Source organism: Arthrospira sp. PCC 9901, from assembly GCF_059013425.1.
Map to the genome: position 1 here is coordinate 765,479 of NZ_CP102296.1, position 19,376 is coordinate 784,854.

Below are 19,376 nucleotides of genomic sequence, written 5' to 3' on the forward strand. Positions count from 1 at the left end.
CCACAAATCTCTACTGCCGACATTGTACATCTCAGCGCGACCTAAAAGTAATCGATAATTAATAATGACCTATCCTGGTGGGTCAGTTTTCGATTTTCCGGTGATGAATGGGGTGGCTGCTTCTGACCCACCCTACCATATTCGCGGCTCTGGTGGGTCAGTTTTCGATTTTCCGGTGATGAATGGGGTAGCTGCTTCTGACCCACCCTACCATTCTACCATTTGATTTTCCGGTAATTAATGGGGTGGCTGGTTGTGACGCACCTTACCATTCTACCATTCGATTTTCGGGTGATGAATGGGGTAGCTGGTTCTGAGGCTAGGGGAATATATTGCGAAATGATAAGCGTAATTAAAAATACAGAAGCTCTCTAGGGATTTTGCTAATGTGACGGAAATCACAACAATTGAGTGTAGAAGATCATGATGATAACTGCATCAAATCATGGTCGTTATCTAACTAATTGTTTATAATCGATCCTAAGTTCACAAAGGGTGCGGTTAATGTTTATCTGAAAAGGAGCGATCGGCTATGCTGGAAAAATTAATCCTGGCTGCACTTATCACTTTATCACTACACCTGCATTTGGGGTGGAAATGGACTTTTGATAACCGATTCGGGTTATTGAGTATCACCCCTAATACAGAGACAGTGCAACTTTTCACGTCTCAGTTCGTAAATTTAGATTGACAACTGTGGATTTTCCGGTAAGGTTTCATGGTCTCCAAAGACCATCAGACTTGGCTCGCCATAACTAACCTAAGAAAAGTCTCATCAAATCTTCATGGTTATTTTACCTAGGCTAGTTATCGTACAAGTAGGCAATAATATCTGCTCACCTGTTTGAGCTAAGTTGGGGGTCAAGTTTTATGAGAAGGTCTGCGGCATTAAAAACTGATTTAAGTAATCGGTCTAAAGTTATTTGTTTACCTGGTGGCGATCCGGACGGCTGTGGCGATCGCCTTCACCAGATTAACCGCCTCAAAAAGGCTTTGTCAGAACAGCAATTGGGTCTGTATACTCAAGAAGCAATCCCCCTAAACAGTGGGGGGTCGAAGCGATACTGTGAAATTTTAATCCGCTTCATTGATGAGTCAGATAAAGTGCTTCCAGCTTCCTGGTTTTTACCGATAGCCGAACGCTATGGATTGGCTGAAAAAATCGACCGCTGGGTAATTGAAACAGTATTAGATTTGTTGTCGGAAACTACCCCCGAAAATCGAGAAAAATATCGTTTCGCTATTAACCTATCGAGTCGGACTCTATATAATTACCGACAGTGGCGAAAATTAGAGCGAGAAATACTTAAACGAGACCTGACACCGGATCTATTCTGCTGGGAAATTGCGGAATCAATTATTCTGGCTAACCCTCAAAAGGCGGCGGATGCGATCGCTAACCTGCAAATTCAGGGCTATTATGTTACAGTAGATCAGGTCGGTAGTCGGCATTCCTCATTGGACTATCTTAACTATGTCTGCGTTGACTATCTGAAAATAGCCGATGATTTGGTGAAAGATATCGCGCAGGACTTAGGCGATCGCTCTATTGTCCAAATAATTCAGTTGGTGGCGCAGTCTTTAGCTATTCAGACCATAGCCAACGGGGTAGAAACTTCCCAAGCCTTTGAAACCCTCCGAGACCTGGAAATAGATTATGCTCAGGGATATTATCTGACTCAACCTCACCCCCTAGCCGCCAAATTTTTGGGGTGAACTTTGGGAATGGCAACTTTTTTAAGTGATTGTGAGTCTCAAATACGGGTAGAATATAGTTATGGTATCACACCCTGTGTAGTAGGGGCGATCGCTGTTTTCCACAGCATCTCTGCACCTAAGCGCGTCAATTAGATGATTGACCACCAAACCAGGGAGAAAGCCCAGGATTAAAAATGCGGACAGTAACATTAAGGAGGAACAAACATTTTTTTCCTGAATTGTAGACGTTCACCCGAACTATTAAATAGTGCAACCATACCCTTTCAGCCTTTGGGATTCCTCGTAATGTTCTAGCCTGGCTTTTTCCACCCTAACAAATGTTTAATTATGTTTAAAAATTACCTGCCACAACTCCGAAAAAATACCCGTCGCTTGCTGTATCCACTGCTATCAGTAACGGTGGTCTGTGGGATTTTATTAAGTTCTATACCCGCTACCCAAGCGATTTCTATCCCGGAGTTGATTTTTAGAGGAATTCAAGTTATCCAGCTTTCTACTATTTCCGATCGCCAAGAAGTCAATATTGGTAAACAGATCAATGATCAGATGGTAGGTCGCGAGTTTCGTTTGCATCGTAACCGCGATTTAACTATGTATGTTAACCAAATTGGTCAGCGACTGGCACAAACTAGCGATCGCCCTAATATTCCCTATACTTTCCAAGTAGTTGATGATTCTCGGATTAATGCTTTTGCTACTATGGGGGGATTTGTTTATATCCATACAGGTTTAATTAACGCCGCCGATAATGAAGCACAACTGGCTAGTGTAATTGCTCATGAAATTGGGCATATTGTCGGTCGTCATTCTATTCAACAAATGCGAGAAATGGCGATCGCTCAAGGTGTGGCTTCGGCGGCTGGAGTTGATACTAATAGGGCGGTACAAATTGGGGTAGAATTAGCCCTAAGACGGCCGAATAGTCGCAGTGCTGAATATGAAGCAGATCAACTGGGAATCATTAATTTGGGTAGGGCTGGATATTCTCAAGAAGCAGCTATAGACTTTATGGCAAAACTTCTAAATAGCAGTTCTCCTCCCACGTTTTTAAGCACTCACCCCGCCACCCGCGATCGCATTGAAGCCATGAGACGGCATATTGATCCACAACTAGCAGGACAAAGCGGAGGGATGAATGATCAAAGATACAGACAAATAGTCACACAACTGCTATCTTAGTTGAGAGGCGGTGGGAGAATTTGGCTCCCGGTTAAACTCTTCCCTTTGGTGAGGGGAGGGTTTATTATTATATGTGGTATGATTATGGGCGGTAGTCCCCAACTGACCAGCAACAGTTACCAGATGATTTCTGGAAAATTCCCTATTGTTTTAATTAGATTTTGTGAACAGCTTAGAGCCGGAAAAAGGTAGCATTTTAATAGTTGACGATACACCTGATAATTTGCGGGTATTGTCGGCAACTCTTGGCGATCGCGATTATGATGTACAATGTGCGATTAACGGCAAATTAGCACTAATGGCAGTTGCCAACCAACCGCCGGATCTCGTGTTGCTAGATATTAAAATGCCGGAAATGGACGGTTATCAGGTCTGTGAAGCCTTAAAATCTCAACAGAAAACGGCTGATATACCTGTAATTTTTCTGAGTGCTTTGGATGATGTTATCGATAAGGTGAAAGCCTTTGCGGTGGGGGGAGTGGACTATATCACCAAACCTTTTCAAGTTGAGGAAGTGTTGGCGCGGGTTGAACATCAACTGACCATTAGAAGACTACAGAAACAATTACAAAATCAAAACTTTCGTTTACAGCAGTTGAACGAAGATCTGAAACGTTCTAACCAAGAACTTGAACAATTTGCTTATATTGTTTCCCACGACCTACAACAACCACTACAGACCATTACCGGGTTTGCGGAATTGATGCTGACCCTGAAATCGCAAATTAACCTGGAGGAGGAAGCAGAAGAATATGTGCTGCCGATTTTAGATGAGGGAATGCGACTACAGCAATTAATTAAAAATCTGCTACACTATAGCCGGGTGGGAACGAAACAAGCTGCTTTTGAGGCGATCGACTGTAATATTATATTAGAGGAAACTCTGAGTAACCTAAGTTTAGCGATTCAGGAAAGTGGGGCGATTATTACCTCAGAGAAACTCCCAATGGTATTTGGCGATCGCCTTCAGTTAGGACAGCTATTTCAAAATTTGATTGCTAATGCAGTTAAATATCACCGTCCTGGTATACCCCCCAAAATCACGGTTTCTGTGATGCCGAAAAATCAAAATTGGCAATTTGGTATCCATGATAATGGGATTGGTATTCCGGCGGATAAAACCCAGAGAATTTTTCAGATTTTCCAACGACTACATACCCAGCAGGAATACCCAGGAAATGGTATCGGTTTAGCGATTTGTCGGAAAATTATTGATCGCCATCGAGGGGATATTTGGGTAGAGTCTGATCTGGGTTTAGCCACCAGTTTCTACTTTACTTTACCGATATATGAATCACAATCACCGTCAATTACACCAGAAATTACAACAGCTAGAAACCGCCCTAGCTGAGAGTCAAAATCGCCTGCGAGATTTATTTCATTTAGCCCCCATTGGGATTGCGGAAATCTCAACGGAGGGCTATTTTTTAGAGGTAAATACGGCTTTTTGTCGGTTGGTGGGCTACTCCCAAGCGGATTTAATTAACTTAGATTTTAATGGAATTACACACCCAGAAGACCGGGATATTTGCGGGCAAAAATTTAGGAAATTAATAGCCAGAGAAATTGATGAATATACCCTGGAAAAACGCTACCGTCATCGAGACGGACATTGGGTTTATGGGATTGTTACTTGTTATCTGCGTTTGGATGTCAAGGGAAATCCTCTCTGTGCGATCGCTCAAATTATTGATATTACCCAACGCAAACGTTCCGAACAAGAAATTCGCGAAAAAGAGGAGTATTTACGTCTACTTCTGGATAATATCCCCCAACAAGTATTTTGGAAAGATACTAATTTAGTATTTCGAGGTTGTAACCGAAATTGGGCGATCGCCGCCGGACTCGATAGTTCAGAATCAGTAGTCGGAAAGACAGATTTTGATTTATTTGCAGATGCTAATATTGCCGAGTTTTACCGGGAAAAAGATACACAGGTTTTGGAGTCTCGCACCCCGGAAATGAATGTGGTAGCCCCTAAACAAAAGCTGGGACCGGGAGGGCGGCGAATTTGGCTAGATGTTAGCAGAATTCCTATGTTAGATTCCCAGGGTAATGTGTTGGGAATTTTGGGGGTTTTAGAAGATATTACCGAAAGTAAGGAAATCGACGAAAAGCTGCGTTTAACTCAATTTTCGATTGATAAATCTAGGGATTATGTCTTATTTAGTGATATTAATGGCAGGTTTTTTTATGTGAATGAAGCGGCTTGTCAAATTCTGGGATATTCTCAGGGGGAATTACTGACCATGGAAGTGGGAGATATAGATCCCCTCGCTTCCCCTGGTGGTTGGTCAATTTCTTGGGATGATTTGCGAGACCAAGGTTCATTTACTTTTGAATCAACTCATTATACTAAAACTGGTCAGGCGATCGCTGTGGAAATTACCCTGAGTCATTTAGAATATAATCACCGGGAATATGGCTGCGCTGTAGTCCGAGATATTCGCGATCGCAAACAAACTGAAATAGCCCTTCAACAAGCCAAGGAAGCCGCCGAAACCGCTAGTCGGGCTAAAAGTGAATTTCTCGCCCGCATGAGTCATGAATTACGCACACCACTTAATGCTATTCTGGGATTTACTCAATTAATGGAAAGGGAATTATATCATAATCCTAATATTCCTCTATTTGACCATAAAGAACATTTAGAAATTATCGGTCGCAGTGGTGAACATCTCTTAGAGTTGATTAATGATGTTTTGGAGATGTCGAAAATTGAGGCGGGTAGAGTTTCTCTGAATCCCACAAATTTTAATTTAATCTCCTTACTTAATTCCCTGCGAGAAATGCTAGAATTGCCAGCCTCATCGAAAAAATTAACTCTGGATTTTGCCATTGATGATCATATCCCGACTTATATTTATGCCGATGAACAAAAACTGCGTCAATGCTTAATTAATTTGCTGGGAAATGCCATTAAATTTACTGTGAAAGGTGGGGTAATTTTGCGGGTAAAATTGGGTAAATTTAACCATGATTTTGGGCAACTATGGTTTGAAGTTGAGGATACCGGACCCGGTATTGACCCCTCGGAAATGGATTTACTCTTTGAACCGTTTTCGCAAACAGAAACTGGTCGTAATTCTCAACAGGGGACGGGTTTGGGACTCTCGATAACTCAAAAGTTTATTGGTTTAATGGGTGGGGAAATTCAAGTTAGCAGCGAGAGAGGAAAAGGCACAATTTTTCGGTTTGATATTCAAGTGACTATGGCTGAGGCGGCGACTAGAAACTCCGAAAAATCTCCAGGGAGGGCGATCGCTTTAGCAGAAAATCAGCCGGAATATCGGATTTTGGTGGTTGATGATAACTGGACTAACCGCAAATTAGTGGTCAAATTATTGAACCCCTTGGGTTTCCATGTCCGAGAGGCGGAAAATGGTCAGGAGGCGATCGCTATTTGGGAGGAATGGAAGCCCCATCTCATTTTTATGGATATGCGAATGCCAGTTATGGATGGCTATGAAGCCACTCAGCTAATTAAACGCCACCTCAAGGGTCAAGCTACTGTAATTATTGCCCTAACCGCCAGCGCCCTCCAACAAGAAAAATCTATTGTTTTATCGGCTGGGTGTGATGATTTTGTCCGCAAACCTTTCCGGGTAGACCAGCTATTACAAACTATCGTTAAACATCTCGGAGTCCGTTTTATCTATGAACAAAATCAATCCCAATTAGCAGAAAATCTGGCTATTTCTGAATCCCAAAACTCAGCCAATTCCAATTATAACACATCTGTTGATACAACGGAAATCAATCTTTCCGTAATGCCGGAACCGTGGCTAAAAGAATTACATCAAGCTGCCACTAAACTAAACGGTCGCTTAATTGCTGATACTATTGCGAAAATTCCTGGTCAATATAAACCCCTAGCTGATTATCTTAGCAAATTAGCTAATGATTTCCGCTATGATATTTTAATTGATTTAACCAAGCCAAAGTAGGGTGCGTCCGACGGATTAATCATCATGAATAATAGAGAATCATCCCACTGACTGACGCACCATTTCACACCCTGTTAGTATTGTGGAACCGAAGGATCAACCTCTTGACTCCAGGCAGTAATTCCGCCTTTAACATTAATCCCCTCAATACCAGCTTCCTTGAGAATTCCTAAAGCCTTAGCCGATCGCCCTCCCATTTTACAATGTGCAATTAGACGATTACCATTGACAATTTCTTTAACCTGTTCAACCCCTTTACCCTGTTCAATGTCGGGTAGAGGAATTAAAACAGAACCGGGGATTTTGGCGATTTCGTACTCATTAGGGTTGCGAACATCAATCAACACAAAATCATCCGCACCACTGTCAATCAGAGATTTTAATTCCGTCACCGTCATTTCCGCGAGAGATCCGGCTGCTTCTGCTTCCTGCTGTTTAGCTTGGGGAATGCCGCAGAATTGTTCGTAGTCGATGAGTTTTTCAATCACCGGACGTTCAGGATTAGGCCGTAATCTCAATTCCCGGAAACTCATATCTAGGGAATTGTAAAGCAGTAAGCGACCGCTAAGAGTCCGTCCCTGTCCCAAAATAATTTTAATGGTTTCAGTGGCTTGAATAACGCCAATCATGCCTGGTAGAATCCCTAAAACTCCACCTTCAGCGCAGGAAGGAACCATCCCAGGGGGTGGGGGTTCGGGATATAGGTCGCGATAGTTGGGTCCGCCTTCATAATTGAAAACGGTAGCCTGACCCTCAAATCGGAAAATAGACCCGTAGACGTTGGGTTTATTTAACAAAACACAAGCATCATTGACCAGATAACGGGTGGGGAAGTTATCGGTGCCATCTACGACGACATCATAGGATCTAATAATATCCAGGGCATTTTCGGAACTGAGGCGGATATTGTATAACTCTACCTGGCAGTTAGGATTAATTTCGAGAATCCGATTTTTGGCAGATTCTATTTTAGGTTTTCCCACCCAGGAGGTCCCGTGAATGATTTGGCGTTGGAGATTGGAATTGTCTACAATATCAAAATCGACAATCCCAATGCGACCAATCCCTGCTGCAGTTAGGTATAATAGCAGAGGTGAACCGAGTCCACCTGTGCCAATACAGAGGACGCTGGCCGCTTTCAGACGCTTTTGACCGTCTAACCCGACTTCTGGTAAAATCAGGTGACGGGAGTAGCGTTCGTATTCGTCTGGCTGTAACTGGATTTCATCCAAATTCGGATTTAACATGGCAAGGTCTGGCAAGGGAATATGCAACCGTTCTCAAAAACCTACAATACCACAAAGTGTCTGGAAAACGACAATGCTTTCAACCCCAATCTTTGGTAAACTACTTAGCTAACAGTAACCTGCCATTGATACATTGGGCGAGAATTTGATGATTAAAGTCCTGCATCTTTCGGATATCCATTTGGGTAGTGGTTTTTCCCAAGGACGGATCAACCCGGAAACTGGCTTAAATACTCGTCTGGAAGATTTTACCAGAACTTTGGGGCGATGTATAGATCGGGCGATCGCAGAACCTGTGGATTTGGTTTTGTTTGGGGGGGATGCTTTCCCTGATTCTACGCCGCCACCATTTGTTAAGCAGGCTTTCGCTCAGGAATTTCGCCGCCTGGTAGATGCGGAAATTCCCACGGTGTTACTGGTGGGGAATCATGACCAACATTCCCAAGGACAGGGGGGGGCGAGTTTGGGGATTTATCGGACTCTGGGAGTGCCGGGGTTTGTGGTGGGCGATCGCTTAGAAACCCATCCCATTCCAACTCGCCACGGTTTAGTTCAGGTGATTACTATCCCCTGGTTGACCCGTTCAACCCTACTGACTCGACCGGACACTGAGGGGCTGTCTTTGGAGGCGGTTAATAAATTACTCATCGATCGCCTAACGGTAGCCCTAGAGGGAGAAATTCGACGGCTTGATCCGGATATTCCCACGGTATTGTTAGGACATTTAATGGTCGATCGCGCTAGTTTCGGGGCTGAGAGGTTTCTGGCGGTGGGGAAAGGTTTTAATCTTCCTTTGGGGTTGTTGACTCGTCCTCAGTTTGATTATGTGGCTTTGGGTCACGTTCACAAACACCAAAATCTTAATCCTACTAATAACCCTCCGGTGGTGTATCCGGGGAGTATTGAAAGGGTGGATTTTTCGGAGGAAAAAGAAGACAAGGGGTTTGTGTTGGTGAATTTGGCGAAGAATCAAACAACTTGGGAATTTTGCCCTTTACCAGTGCGCTCATTTTGTACAATTAGGGTGGATATTTCCCAGCAAGATGACCCCCTAACCGCATTGCTGGGGGCGATCGCTAAGAAAAACATTGATCAGGCTGTGGTGCGACTACTGTATCAGTTGCGACCAGATCAATTAGATGCGATCGATATGCCCAAACTGCACGCCGCCCTCAGTGCAGCCCATAGTTATACTATCCAACCGGAATTAATTAGTCAACTAGCCCGCCCTCGTGTCCCTCAATTGGCGGCGGGAAGTGCGATCGACCCCCTAGAAGCCCTAAAAACCTATTTGGATAACCACGACCATTTAAAGGGTTTACAGCAGGATATGATCGAGGCGGCTAGGACTTTATTAGCTGAGAATACCGCCGAGTAAATTTAAACGCTATACTGAAAACTAATTATCCCAACATAGTCAATAGCACTAGAACTTATCTAATATTATGAGCAATCGTCTAGCCCAATCATCAAGCCTTTATCTCCGCAAACACGCAGATAATCCCATTGACTGGTGGCCTTGGTGCGATGAAGCCTTAGAAAAATCTCGAACTGAAGATAAGCCCATATTTCTGTCTATTGGCTACTCAAGTTGTCACTGGTGTACAGTTATGGAGGGGGAAGCGTTTTCTGATGCGGCGATCGCTGAATATATGAACGCTAATTTTATCCCCATCAAAGTCGATCGCGAAGAACGTCCAGAAATCGATAGCATTTATATGCAAGCCCTACAAATGATGACTGGTCAAGGAGGCTGGCCGTTAAATGTATTTCTCACCCCAGGCGATCGGATCCCCTTTTATGGTGGGACTTATTTTCCCATTGAACCTCGCTACGGAAGGCCGGGGTTTTTGGATTTATTGAAAGCCATTCACAACTTTTACCAGACTGACAAAAATAAACTCGAAACTGTCACCGAGGAAATTCTGACCCAACTGCGACAGTCTATGATTTTACCACCCTCGGAATTAACCGAAGATTTACTGAAACAAGGACTAGAAACTAACACGGGAGTAGTTGGTCGTAATAACTACGGCGGTCCTCGGTTTCCGATGATTCCTTATGCGGATATGGCTTGGCGGGGAACTCGCTTAATTTCTTCACCTAAAGTAGATGGTAAAGCAGCCTGTTTGCAACGGGGAAAAGACTTAGTGACTGGAGGAATTTATGACCATGTGGCGGGAGGCTTTCATCGTTACACGGTTGACCCGACCTGGACAGTTCCTCACTTCGAGAAAATGCTTTATGATAACGGTCAAATTCTTGAGTTTTTGGCAGACCTATGGTCTGATGGCGAGAAACAACCTGCTTATCAAAGGGCGATTAATGGTACAGTGGAATGGCTGAAACGGGAAATGACTGCACCGGAGGGCTATTTCTACGCGGCACAAGATGCTGATAGTTTTGTCACCTCCCAGGATAAAGAACCGGAAGAAGGTGCGTTTTATGTATGGACTAACCAAGAGTTAGAAACTTTCCTGAGTCCGGCAGAATTTGGCGAGTTACAAGCACAATTTACGGTGACAAAATCTGGTAATTTTGAAGGTAAAACGGTATTGCAGCGCTGGAATTGTGATGAGTTAGATCCTTTGATAGAAACTGCTTTGGCTAAACTATTCGCAGTCCGTTATGGTGCGCCACCAGCGGAGGTTACAACTTTCCCGGTGGCTGAGAATAATCAGGCGGCTAAAGAAAGGGACTGGCCGGGTCGTATTCCGGCGGTTACTGATACTAAGATGATTGTAGCATGGAATGCTCTGATGATTTCGGGGTTGGCGAAAGCGGCGCGGGTTTTGGATAATTCCGAATATTTGGAATTGGCGACTAAGGCGGCAAAATTTGTCCTAGAACATCAGTGGGTTGATGACCGTTTTCACCGGGTTAATTATGACGGCAAGGTGGCGGTATTATCGCAGTCGGAAGATTATGCTTTATTGATCAAAGCGCTAATTGATCTACATCAAGCTAGTTTGCAACAGCCGGAATTGGCAGATTTTTGGCTGACAAATGCTGTCCAAGTTCAGAATGAGTTTGACCAGTATCTCTGGAGTGTGGAATTGGGGGGCTACTTTAATACAGCCCTTGATGATGCTGAAACTTTGCTAATTCGTGAACGTAGTTATATGGATAATGCTACTCCGGCGGCGAATGGGGTGGCGATCGCTAATTTGGTGCGCCTATTTCTGTTAACAGAAGACCTCAACTACTTGGATCGCGCCCTCCAGGCTTTGGAAGCCTTTGCTAGTGTTATGCGCCAGTCTCCACAAGCCTGTCCGAGTCTGTTTGTGGCTTTTGATTGGTATTGTAATAATACTTTGGTTCGCACTAATTATGAGCAAATCGCTAAGTTAAACAAGCAGTATCTACCTACTGCTGTTTTTAAACTTGATCAAAATTTGCCTCCCGGTGCGATCGCCCTCGTTTGTCAGGGTCTCAAATGCAAAAAACCCGCCCAAGATGAGGCGGAAATGCTAACTCAATTGCACGAAAGTCTTACCCGTACATAATACCTCAAAATAGGCTTGGGATTAATTCCCAAGCCTACATACACCCTCACCCATACCCTCACCCAACAGTTGGCGCTATCGTCCCCAAATAGTTAAGTTTTGCTAATACATACGGCTAGAGAGTTTTGTTATTTTCAACGACATTAAGAATTAATAAGAATTTATTGCCAATTATTCTCAAATTATTGACGAGTTTATAGGGGTTCTGGTAGACTGTAATTAATGTTACCCAAGGGTTTATTGTGCCTCAATGCCAAAAACAGGGTCTATAACCCTTGTCATATAAGGATTTAGCATAATTCGCCGTCTCAAACTTGCCTCTGGCGATGCACGAATTTTCCCGAAAAAATGGACAGCCCCCAATAGGCATCTTGACAAAAGAGACATTTTGTGAATACCATCGCCCACCAGTTCCAGACAATAGGCAGAAATATGAGCTGATCAAGACTAGGAAAATGGAGAAATGGTAAACTTAAAGCCTTGGCAATGGGCAATTATAGTCAGTCCGATCGCGATCATAGTTGGATTTTTATTAATCTCAGCGGGGTGGCAAATTCATAGCTGGGGTATTAACTGGATCTGGGGAATTTTCCCGCTGCTATTATTGGGGTGGCGATGGTTATTAGTAAGGTGGACAAAGCCAGATCTTGCCCAGGTAGAAGCGGCTATAGACGAAGCGGCTGCCAAGTTTGAATTAACGGAAGAAATGGCAGCAGCCACGGGAGGGAGTGAAGCGATCGCCCAGGTAGAAAAAGCGGTACAAGACATCCTGATACAATCGCGAAATGATCCGCCATTTTGGTTAGACTGGGGGCAATTTTGGGAACGCTGTAAACAGCTAGTAATTGTGATTGCTAATATATATCATCCCGAGGTAAAATATCCCCTACTTGATATTTATGTACCCCAGGCTTATGGATTAATTCGGGGAACAGTAGATGATTTAGATCGGTGGATGCAAGAACTATCCCCAGTGCTAAATAAAGTAACGGTAGGACAAGCCTATCAAGCCTATGAAGTTTACCAGAAATTAGAACCCTCAGCCCGGAAATTATGGCAGGTCTGGAGTTGGGCTTCATGGATACTTAATCCGGTATCGGCGGCGGCGAGGTTAGCGAGTCAGAAACCGAGCAATAAAGCGACTCAAGAACTATTAGTTAATTTAGGTCAAATGATGCGAGAGGTAGCCCTACAAAACCTCTCCCGACAAGCGATCGCCCTTTATGGCGGCGAACAAATTCCCCTGACGGCGTTAACTGTTACCGAGGAAAATTTACCCCAGGCGCAAACCCAAACTTTACAGGAGATTATCTCCCAGGCTGACCCTCCCGAAAAGGTGGAACAAAAACCGGTTAGCATTCTGTTAGTAGGACGCACTGGGTCAGGAAAAAGCAGCTTAATTAATACCCTGTTTCAAGCTAACCTCGCGGAAGTTGATGTTCTTCCCAGCACCGATCGCATTAAAAATTATCACTGGAGTACACCGACAGGAGAATCCCTAAATTTGTGGGATACTCCCGGTTATGAACAAGTCAACCGAGAAGACCTGCGGGAGTTGGTGGTTAGTGAAGCCCAAACAGCAGATTTGCTATTATTAGTCACACCCGCCCTTGATCCAGCCTTACAAATGGATCGGGATTTTTTGCAGGATATGCGTGTGGAAGTTCCTGACCTGAAAGCGATCGCTATTGTCACCCAAGTTGACCGTCTGCGTCCGGTCAGAGAATGGGAACCTCCCTATAATTGGGAAACCGGAAATAGACCGAAAGAAAAAGCTATTCGGGAGGCGACAGAATATCGTCACCAACAGTTAGGAGAATTTTGCGATCTGGTTTTACCCCTAGTTACCAGTGATTCCCCAACTCAGAGAAATCCTTGGAATGCTGAGGTTTTATCCAACCATTTAGTGGAAGCAGTCGGACCGACCAAACAATTAAGATTAGCCCGATTTTTACGAGATCAAAAATCCCGCACTCTCGCCGCCGCTAAAATTATTGACCGCTATACCCGCCAAATGGCAACTACCCAAGGGTTAACAGCCTTATTAAAAAGTCCTGTCCTCAAATTTATCTCTACCCTCACCACCGGAAACCCTACCCTCGCCTATCTGTTGGCTGAACAAATACCCATAGAGCAGCTTCCGGTGGCGATCGGTAAATTGCAGATGGGTTATGATCTGTTTTGTCTCCTCACTAGCGATCGCACTAAATCCCCTAATTTTGACCTTCTCGCCCTCTGGCCGCTACTTTTAAATAACCCCGATCCACCTGACCATAATGCTTGGGCTTTCGGACACGCTTTAGTTGAATACTGGACCCAAAATCTCACCGTTCAACAACTCGAAAAGCGATTTGATTACTATTTCCAATCCGAAAAAACCTAAGACACACCAGCCTACCCTACCCTACCCTACCCTACCCTACCCTCTCCCCCCTTCCACCTAACCCACCAGCAAATTTACCAAATTACATAAGTTTTGCTAATTTATACGGGGGAATAAATTTGACATCCAAAATATTGTTAATAATTGTTACAAATTTATTGAAAATTGCTCGCAAAAAGTTGACGAGACAATGGGGGTTGTGATACCATGAAATCAATCGCTCTCAAGGGGTTACTATGTCTATCCGCAAAAATAGAGGCTACAACCCCCATGCTATCGCGATTACAATTATTCTCTCACCAAAAGTTTAAGCTGGCGATGCACGAGTTTTGCCCCGAAAAGCGATCGTCTTTTTTCCGCCTATTGACAAAAACGCCATTATGTGCATATCGTGCCAACCTCTCCTCAAATGTAATTAATAATTAATAATTAATAATTAATGACCGGGTGGGGGCGGGTTTATTGATATTCTGGTGGGGAAATGTAATTGACAGCAGAACCCGCCCCTACAATTGTTAATTATCAATTAAAAATTCTTGAATTATTTTCATGTAATTTATAGAGTCTTCTAACATGGGGAAATGAGCAGTATTTGGCAAAATATTAAGCTGAACGTTAGGATTGAGAGTAGCCGCTTGTTTAGCCATTTCCATAGGGATAATTTGGTCATATTCCCCAGCTACCAAGAGGGTAGGAACTGTTAACTTTTTAAATTCTTCGGGAAACCATTGGGTAGCTTCTTTGCTCACGGATGTTAAAACAGTACCATAGGCGGCGGCAAAATCTGCTAATAAGAAATCCTCTAAAAATTCTCGGCTGACCTGACTAGGTAGGGGACGATGCAGAAATCTCGCCATAAATATTTGATGAATTACAGGTAGTTGTGCCATCCATTTAGGGCGAAACATGACTACATAGCGACTGAATTTATGGAAAGTAGTAAAAGATTTTTCATCATATTCAAAAATACCACTACAGGTTAAGATAGCCCGAACTACCATGGACGGATAAAGATTCATAAAAATGGCAGCGACGGAAGCCCCCATAGAGTGAGCGTTAATATAGACTTTGGGAATATTTAAAGCCTGTAAAAGCGCGGCTAAATCCTGAGCATATTCGGTTAATTCATAACCTCGATCGCTATCATTTACAGCCGGGCGATTAGACCGACCAAAACCGCGCATATCATAAAGTAAACAATGAAAGCGATCGCCCAAAGCCATAGCGGTACTTTCCCAATAGCGACCCGACCCACCCCAACCATGAATAAACACCATAACCGGCTTATAAGTTTCCCCATGGTAGGGAGTTCCCACCCATTGATAATAGTGTTCTACGCCATTAATAGTAATATAAGAACTCTCGGTCTGCTGAGTTAAATTAATCATCAAGCTATCAATTTGGTAATTTGCCAAGTTTTTTTAATATAGCAAATATTGCCTCAGATGCCATCATAGGAGAAGCTGTTTTTAAGCCAACTAACCCAGTTTCCAGCCACCAGCCCCAGGTCTGGTGAGGAAATCGCCACAAGTCCAAATGTTCTACAGGCGGGTCAGCATAGAAACCACCATCACCCGCACCTAATAGCCCAGAACTCCAGTGAGTAAAGCGATCGTGACTGATACGGTAAAAGGGAAAATTCCCGACCCGACCAACACCCCAACCATCGATCGCAATTAATCCCCTCACCTGACCCCCTGATTGTTGCCATCTGTAAGCGCCTACCATAGCAGCCACCACACCCGCACTAAAACCAATAAATATCAATGGTGTGCTATGGCGATCGCCAAGATTAGCCTGTAAAAACTCCCCCAGGGCTGGCAGTGAGAGAGGGGAAGATAGAGCAGCCGGAAACACCAACAGCCCATTATCCCCCCAGTCTACTCCCAGTCTATCCAAAAACTGAGCCGTAAAATGGGGCGGGTGAAATCCTGGACAGATAACAGTAGTTATAGTTGTTGAATTGTCAATTTCCGTAGACAAAACAATTAAACCCCTCAGCACCTCGGAAATTAATTATCAATATATATTAACCGTCTGGGGTGATTTATGCTAATCAAGCAGATTTCAGGTACATGATATGACCAAACTATTAGTAGTGGCAACCGGAAACCCTGGTAAGTTAAATGAAATGCAGGCTTATCTAGGTGGTATCGATGTCAAATTGCAGCTTAAGCCGGATAATTTGGAGGTTGAAGAGACCGGAAAGACATTTTTGGAGAATGCCTGCCTAAAAGCCAGTGAAGTGGCAAAGGCGACGGGAGAATGGGCGATCGCAGATGATTCAGGACTAGCCGTAGATGCCCTAGGGGGAATGCCAGGAGTATATTCAGCCCGGTATGCGTCCACCGATAGCGATCGCATTAGTAAATTACTCAAAGAACTGGAAACCGCGGCCGACCGTAGCGCTCAATTTATTTGTGCGATCGCCATATCTCGTCCTGATGGTTCTATTGTCCAACAAGTCCAAGGAATATGTCCAGGAGTGATTGCCCAAACCCCCCAAGGTCAAGGAGGCTTTGGCTACGACCCCATTTTTTATGTTCCTGAGCAGCAAATGACCTTTGCCGAAATGTCTCCAGAACTCAAGCGAAAAATCTCCCACCGAGGAAAAGCCTTTGACCTATTACTTCCCCAACTGAGTGCCCTTCTCAAGGGATAGTCAACCCAGCCACTGATCGACATAGCGATCGTCTCAAGGCGTGGATAAGAAACTCCCACCACTACTTCCCCAGGTGGGAGAGGCTTCATGGCGGGGAATAATCGCGGAAAGCGTTTAAATTGCTTCTAGGTTCTTTTCTCCTGTGCGGATACGAATAATTTGCTCAACTGGAGAGACAAATATTTTACCGTCTCCAATTTCACCAGTACGAGAGGCCGAGACAATTTTCTCTACAACCATATCAACGTGCTCATCTTCGACCACAATTTCCACCTTGAGTTTTTGTAGGAACTCAACTGTATATTCCGAACCCCGATAACGCTCAGTCTGACCCTTCTGGCGGCCAAACCCGCGAACTTCCGAAACCGTCATTCCAACAATGCCAGCATTGACCAGGGCAATCTTGACTTCATCAAGTTTAAATGGCCGAATAATGGCTTCTATCTTTTTCAAGGCTTTCACTCCTAACGCTTACTGTTTGACAATCCTACACTTGGCAGTTGGGTTTACTGCCTGCTGATCAGGTCTTCCAGGCAATCGGTCGAACTTTGTTTGAGATCAGCTCACCAGCTATCTAAGATACTACCAGTTCGATGCAAATCTCCCCAGGGAGTAGACATTCGACCCCGATTTATTCAGCCATACATAGCCCAAACCATTTGATATCACTATCAAAGCCCCGCAATTGGTAAATCGTGATACAATTGCAGGAAAGCCTCGACCCCCTAACCCTATCGGAGCCAACCGTTAGGCTTAATAGTGGTGGCTGAACAATGTAAAATCTTGTTAAAACCCTAACCGTCCAGTCCCCTTAAACAAAATCCTTATCTAAAATAGAGGTTTTAACTCAACAATATAGTTAAATTAGAGGAGCGATCGTGCAACTTCAAACTAAAATTGCTGCCAAGCGTGCAACAGGTGCGTTTGCGCTCATTGATAGTCTTAAACGTCATGGCGTACAGCACATTTTTGGCTATCCTGGTGGAGCCATTCTCCCCATTTATGATGAACTGTATCGAGCCGAAGCCGAGGGCGATATACAGCATATCCTAGTTCGCCATGAACAGGGGGCATCCCACGCGGCGGATGGGTATGCCAGAGCTACCGGACGAGTGGGAGTGTGCTTTGGTACATCAGGACCAGGAGCCACTAACCTAGTGACTGGCATTGCCACCGCCCACATGGACTCTATACCAATGGTAATCATTACCGGACAGGTAGCGCGCCCCGCCATTGGTACGGATGCCTTCCAGGAAACAGATATTTTCGGCATTACCCTACCGATAGTCAAACATTCCTATGTGGTTCGTGAACCGGGTGACATGGCTCGCATTGTCGCAGAAGCCTTCCATATTGCCAGCACAGGCCGTCCCGGTCCGGTACTCATAGACGTTCCCAAAGACGTAGGTTTGGAAGAATTTGACTATATTCCCGTTAATCCAGGAGAGGTTTCTCTACCTGGCTATCGTCCCACGGTTAAAGGCAATGTTCGCCAAATCAACCAAGCCATTAAACTTATAGAAGAAGCAGAACGTCCCCTGATGTATGTCGGTGGTGGGGCGATTTCGGCCGGAGCCCATGCAGAAATTGCGGAATTGGCAGAGCTTTTTCAGATTCCGGTAACTACCACATTAATGGGGAAAGGATCTTTTGATGAAAAGCATCCCCTATCTGTGGGAATGTTGGGGATGCACGGAACAGCCTATGCTAACTTTGCTGTTAGTGAATGTGATTTGCTCATAGCTGTCGGGGCTAGGTTTGACGATCGCGTTACCGGGAAACTTGATGAATTTGCATCTAGGGCGAAGGTGATTCATATTGACATTGACCCGGCGGAAGTTGGTAAAAACCGGACCCCGGAAGTGCCAATTGTCGGAGATGTTCGCCAGGTGTTGATAGACCTGTTGCGCCGCTGCCGGGAAATTGGAGATGTCGGGAACGATAATCAAACTCAATCGTGGTTAGAGAGGATTAACCGTTGGCGGGAAGATTATCCTCTGGTGGTTCCCTCTTATTCTGATAGCCTCTCTCCCCAAGAGGTGATCGCAGAATTAGGAAAAATGGCACCGGATGCCTACTATACCACGGATGTGGGTCAGCACCAAATGTGGGCGGCTCAATTTTTGAAAAATGGCCCCCGTCAGTGGATATCTAGCGCTGGGTTAGGAACTATGGGCTATGGTATCCCGTCGGCTATGGGAGCTAAAGTGGCTTTGAGTGATCGCGAGGTGATTTGTATTGCTGGGGATGCCAGTGTGCAAATGAACATCCAAGAACTCGGAACAGTAGCACAATATGGCATAAATGTCAAGACCGTAATTATTAATAACGGTTGGCAGGGTATGGTCCGCCAGTGGCAACAAGCCTTTTATGGTGAGCGTTATTCGGCTTCTAACATGGAAATCGGAATGCCAGATTTTGAAATGTTAGCACGTTCTTATGGCGTAAAAGGCATGGTCGTTAAGAGTCGTGACGAATTACACCAAGCACTAGCGGAAATGTTGGCTTATGAGGGTCCTGTGCTGATGGATGTTCATGTTACCAAGGATGAAAATTGTTATCCTATGGTAGCACCAGGAAGGAGTAATGCTCAGATGATAGGATTACCGGAACGCCGCCAGTTAGAAAAAGCGGTTGAGTTAATCTATTGCAGTAATTGTGGCGCGAAAAATGTCGCGAGTAACAATTTCTGTCCTGAGTGTGGCACTAAACTATAAACACTCCTCTATCACC

Annotated in this window: 17 protein-coding genes; 13 read left to right on the top strand and 4 right to left on the bottom strand. The window is 44.4% G+C overall.

All coding sequences use genetic code 11. The annotated features are described in order from the left end of the window. Positions 1-64 precede the first annotated feature (64 nt). The 7 genes from NLZ44_RS03485 to NLZ44_RS03515 all read left to right on the top strand — a co-directional run bounded on the left by NLZ44_RS03485 (position 65) and on the right by NLZ44_RS03515 (position 6,845). The gene (locus NLZ44_RS03485; protein ID WP_493751862.1) at positions 65-226 is read left to right on the top strand and encodes a hypothetical protein; all 162 of its coding nucleotides are present in this window, start codon (positions 65-67) and stop codon (positions 224-226) included. A 306-nt stretch (positions 227-532) separates the two neighbouring features. Continuing rightward, positions 533-691 (top strand): QAALIT motif small membrane protein, encoded by a 159-nt coding sequence (locus NLZ44_RS03490; protein WP_008051997.1) that lies wholly within the window; start codon positions 533-535, stop codon positions 689-691. A 179-nt stretch (positions 692-870) separates the two neighbouring features. After that, entirely contained in the window at positions 871-1,716 is an 846-nt protein-coding gene (locus NLZ44_RS03495) for an EAL domain-containing protein (RefSeq protein ID WP_315686339.1), read from the top strand. 9 nt (positions 1,717-1,725) lie between these two features. Beyond that, positions 1,726-1,851 (top strand): hypothetical protein, encoded by a 126-nt coding sequence (locus NLZ44_RS03500; protein ID WP_315686341.1) that lies wholly within the window; start codon positions 1,726-1,728, stop codon positions 1,849-1,851. A 195-nt stretch (positions 1,852-2,046) separates the two neighbouring features. Next, positions 2,047-2,898 carry a M48 family metallopeptidase gene (locus tag NLZ44_RS03505; RefSeq protein WP_008053895.1) on the top strand — a complete coding sequence of 284 codons (852 nt, stop codon included), beginning with the start codon at positions 2,047-2,049 and terminating at the stop codon, positions 2,896-2,898. Positions 2,899-3,061: 163 nt separating this feature from the next. Next, positions 3,062-4,249: a sensor histidine kinase gene (locus tag NLZ44_RS03510; protein WP_493751863.1), complete on the top strand. Its 1,188-nt coding sequence runs from the start codon at positions 3,062-3,064 to the stop codon at positions 4,247-4,249. Then, on the top strand, positions 4,188-6,845 hold the full coding sequence (locus tag NLZ44_RS03515; RefSeq protein WP_111890837.1) for a PAS domain S-box protein: 2,658 nt from the start codon (positions 4,188-4,190) through the stop codon (positions 6,843-6,845). The genes NLZ44_RS03510 and NLZ44_RS03515 overlap by 62 nt, the downstream gene beginning before the upstream one ends. 74 nt (positions 6,846-6,919) lie before the next feature. On the opposite strand, the gene moeB is transcribed toward NLZ44_RS03515, so the two are convergent. After that, positions 6,920-8,092, bottom strand: coding sequence for a molybdopterin-synthase adenylyltransferase MoeB (gene moeB / locus NLZ44_RS03520; RefSeq protein WP_315686350.1), 1,173 nt, complete (start codon positions 8,090-8,092; stop codon positions 6,920-6,922). Positions 8,093-8,240: 148 nt separating this feature from the next. On the opposite strand from moeB, the gene sbcD reads away from it, so the two are divergent. The 4 genes from sbcD (at position 8,241) to NLZ44_RS03540 (ending at position 14,407) form a co-directional block, all read left to right on the top strand. Beyond that, positions 8,241-9,470 (top strand): exonuclease subunit SbcD, encoded by a 1,230-nt coding sequence (gene sbcD / locus NLZ44_RS03525; RefSeq protein ID WP_493751864.1) that lies wholly within the window; start codon positions 8,241-8,243, stop codon positions 9,468-9,470. A 67-nt stretch (positions 9,471-9,537) separates the two neighbouring features. After that, positions 9,538-11,598 (top strand): thioredoxin domain-containing protein, encoded by a 2,061-nt coding sequence (locus NLZ44_RS03530; protein WP_493751865.1) that lies wholly within the window; start codon positions 9,538-9,540, stop codon positions 11,596-11,598. Between the two features lie 463 nt (positions 11,599-12,061). Then, on the top strand, positions 12,062-13,981 hold the full coding sequence (locus NLZ44_RS03535) for a GTPase family protein (protein WP_493751866.1): 1,920 nt from the start codon (positions 12,062-12,064) through the stop codon (positions 13,979-13,981). A gap of 207 nt (positions 13,982-14,188) precedes the next feature. Beyond that, positions 14,189-14,407 carry a hypothetical protein gene (locus NLZ44_RS03540; RefSeq protein ID WP_493751867.1) on the top strand — a complete coding sequence of 73 codons (219 nt, stop codon included), beginning with the start codon at positions 14,189-14,191 and terminating at the stop codon, positions 14,405-14,407. 89 nt (positions 14,408-14,496) lie between these two features. Here the strand turns inward: NLZ44_RS03540 and NLZ44_RS03545 are convergent, their stop codons facing one another. Continuing rightward, entirely contained in the window at positions 14,497-15,369 is an 873-nt protein-coding gene (locus NLZ44_RS03545) for an alpha/beta fold hydrolase (RefSeq protein ID WP_493751868.1), read from the bottom strand. A gap of 7 nt (positions 15,370-15,376) precedes the next feature. Then, positions 15,377-15,964, bottom strand: a complete 588-nt coding sequence (locus tag NLZ44_RS03550; RefSeq protein ID WP_493751869.1) for a hypothetical protein — start codon at positions 15,962-15,964, stop codon at positions 15,377-15,379. Positions 15,965-16,061: 97 nt separating this feature from the next. On the opposite strand from NLZ44_RS03550, the gene rdgB reads away from it, so the two are divergent. After that, on the top strand, positions 16,062-16,643 hold the full coding sequence (rdgB, locus tag NLZ44_RS03555) for an RdgB/HAM1 family non-canonical purine NTP pyrophosphatase (RefSeq protein ID WP_006668525.1): 582 nt from the start codon (positions 16,062-16,064) through the stop codon (positions 16,641-16,643). A 114-nt stretch (positions 16,644-16,757) separates the two neighbouring features. On the opposite strand, the gene NLZ44_RS03560 is transcribed toward rdgB, so the two are convergent. Then, complete coding sequence (locus tag NLZ44_RS03560; protein WP_006616905.1) at positions 16,758-17,096, bottom strand: P-II family nitrogen regulator; 339 nt, start codon at positions 17,094-17,096, stop codon at positions 16,758-16,760. Positions 17,097-17,521: 425 nt separating this feature from the next. On the opposite strand from NLZ44_RS03560, the gene ilvB reads away from it, so the two are divergent. Further along, a complete protein-coding gene (gene ilvB / locus NLZ44_RS03565) occupies positions 17,522-19,360 on the top strand; it encodes a biosynthetic-type acetolactate synthase large subunit (protein WP_008053882.1) in 1,839 nt (612 codons plus the stop codon). The last annotated feature ends 16 nt before the right edge of the window (positions 19,361-19,376 follow it).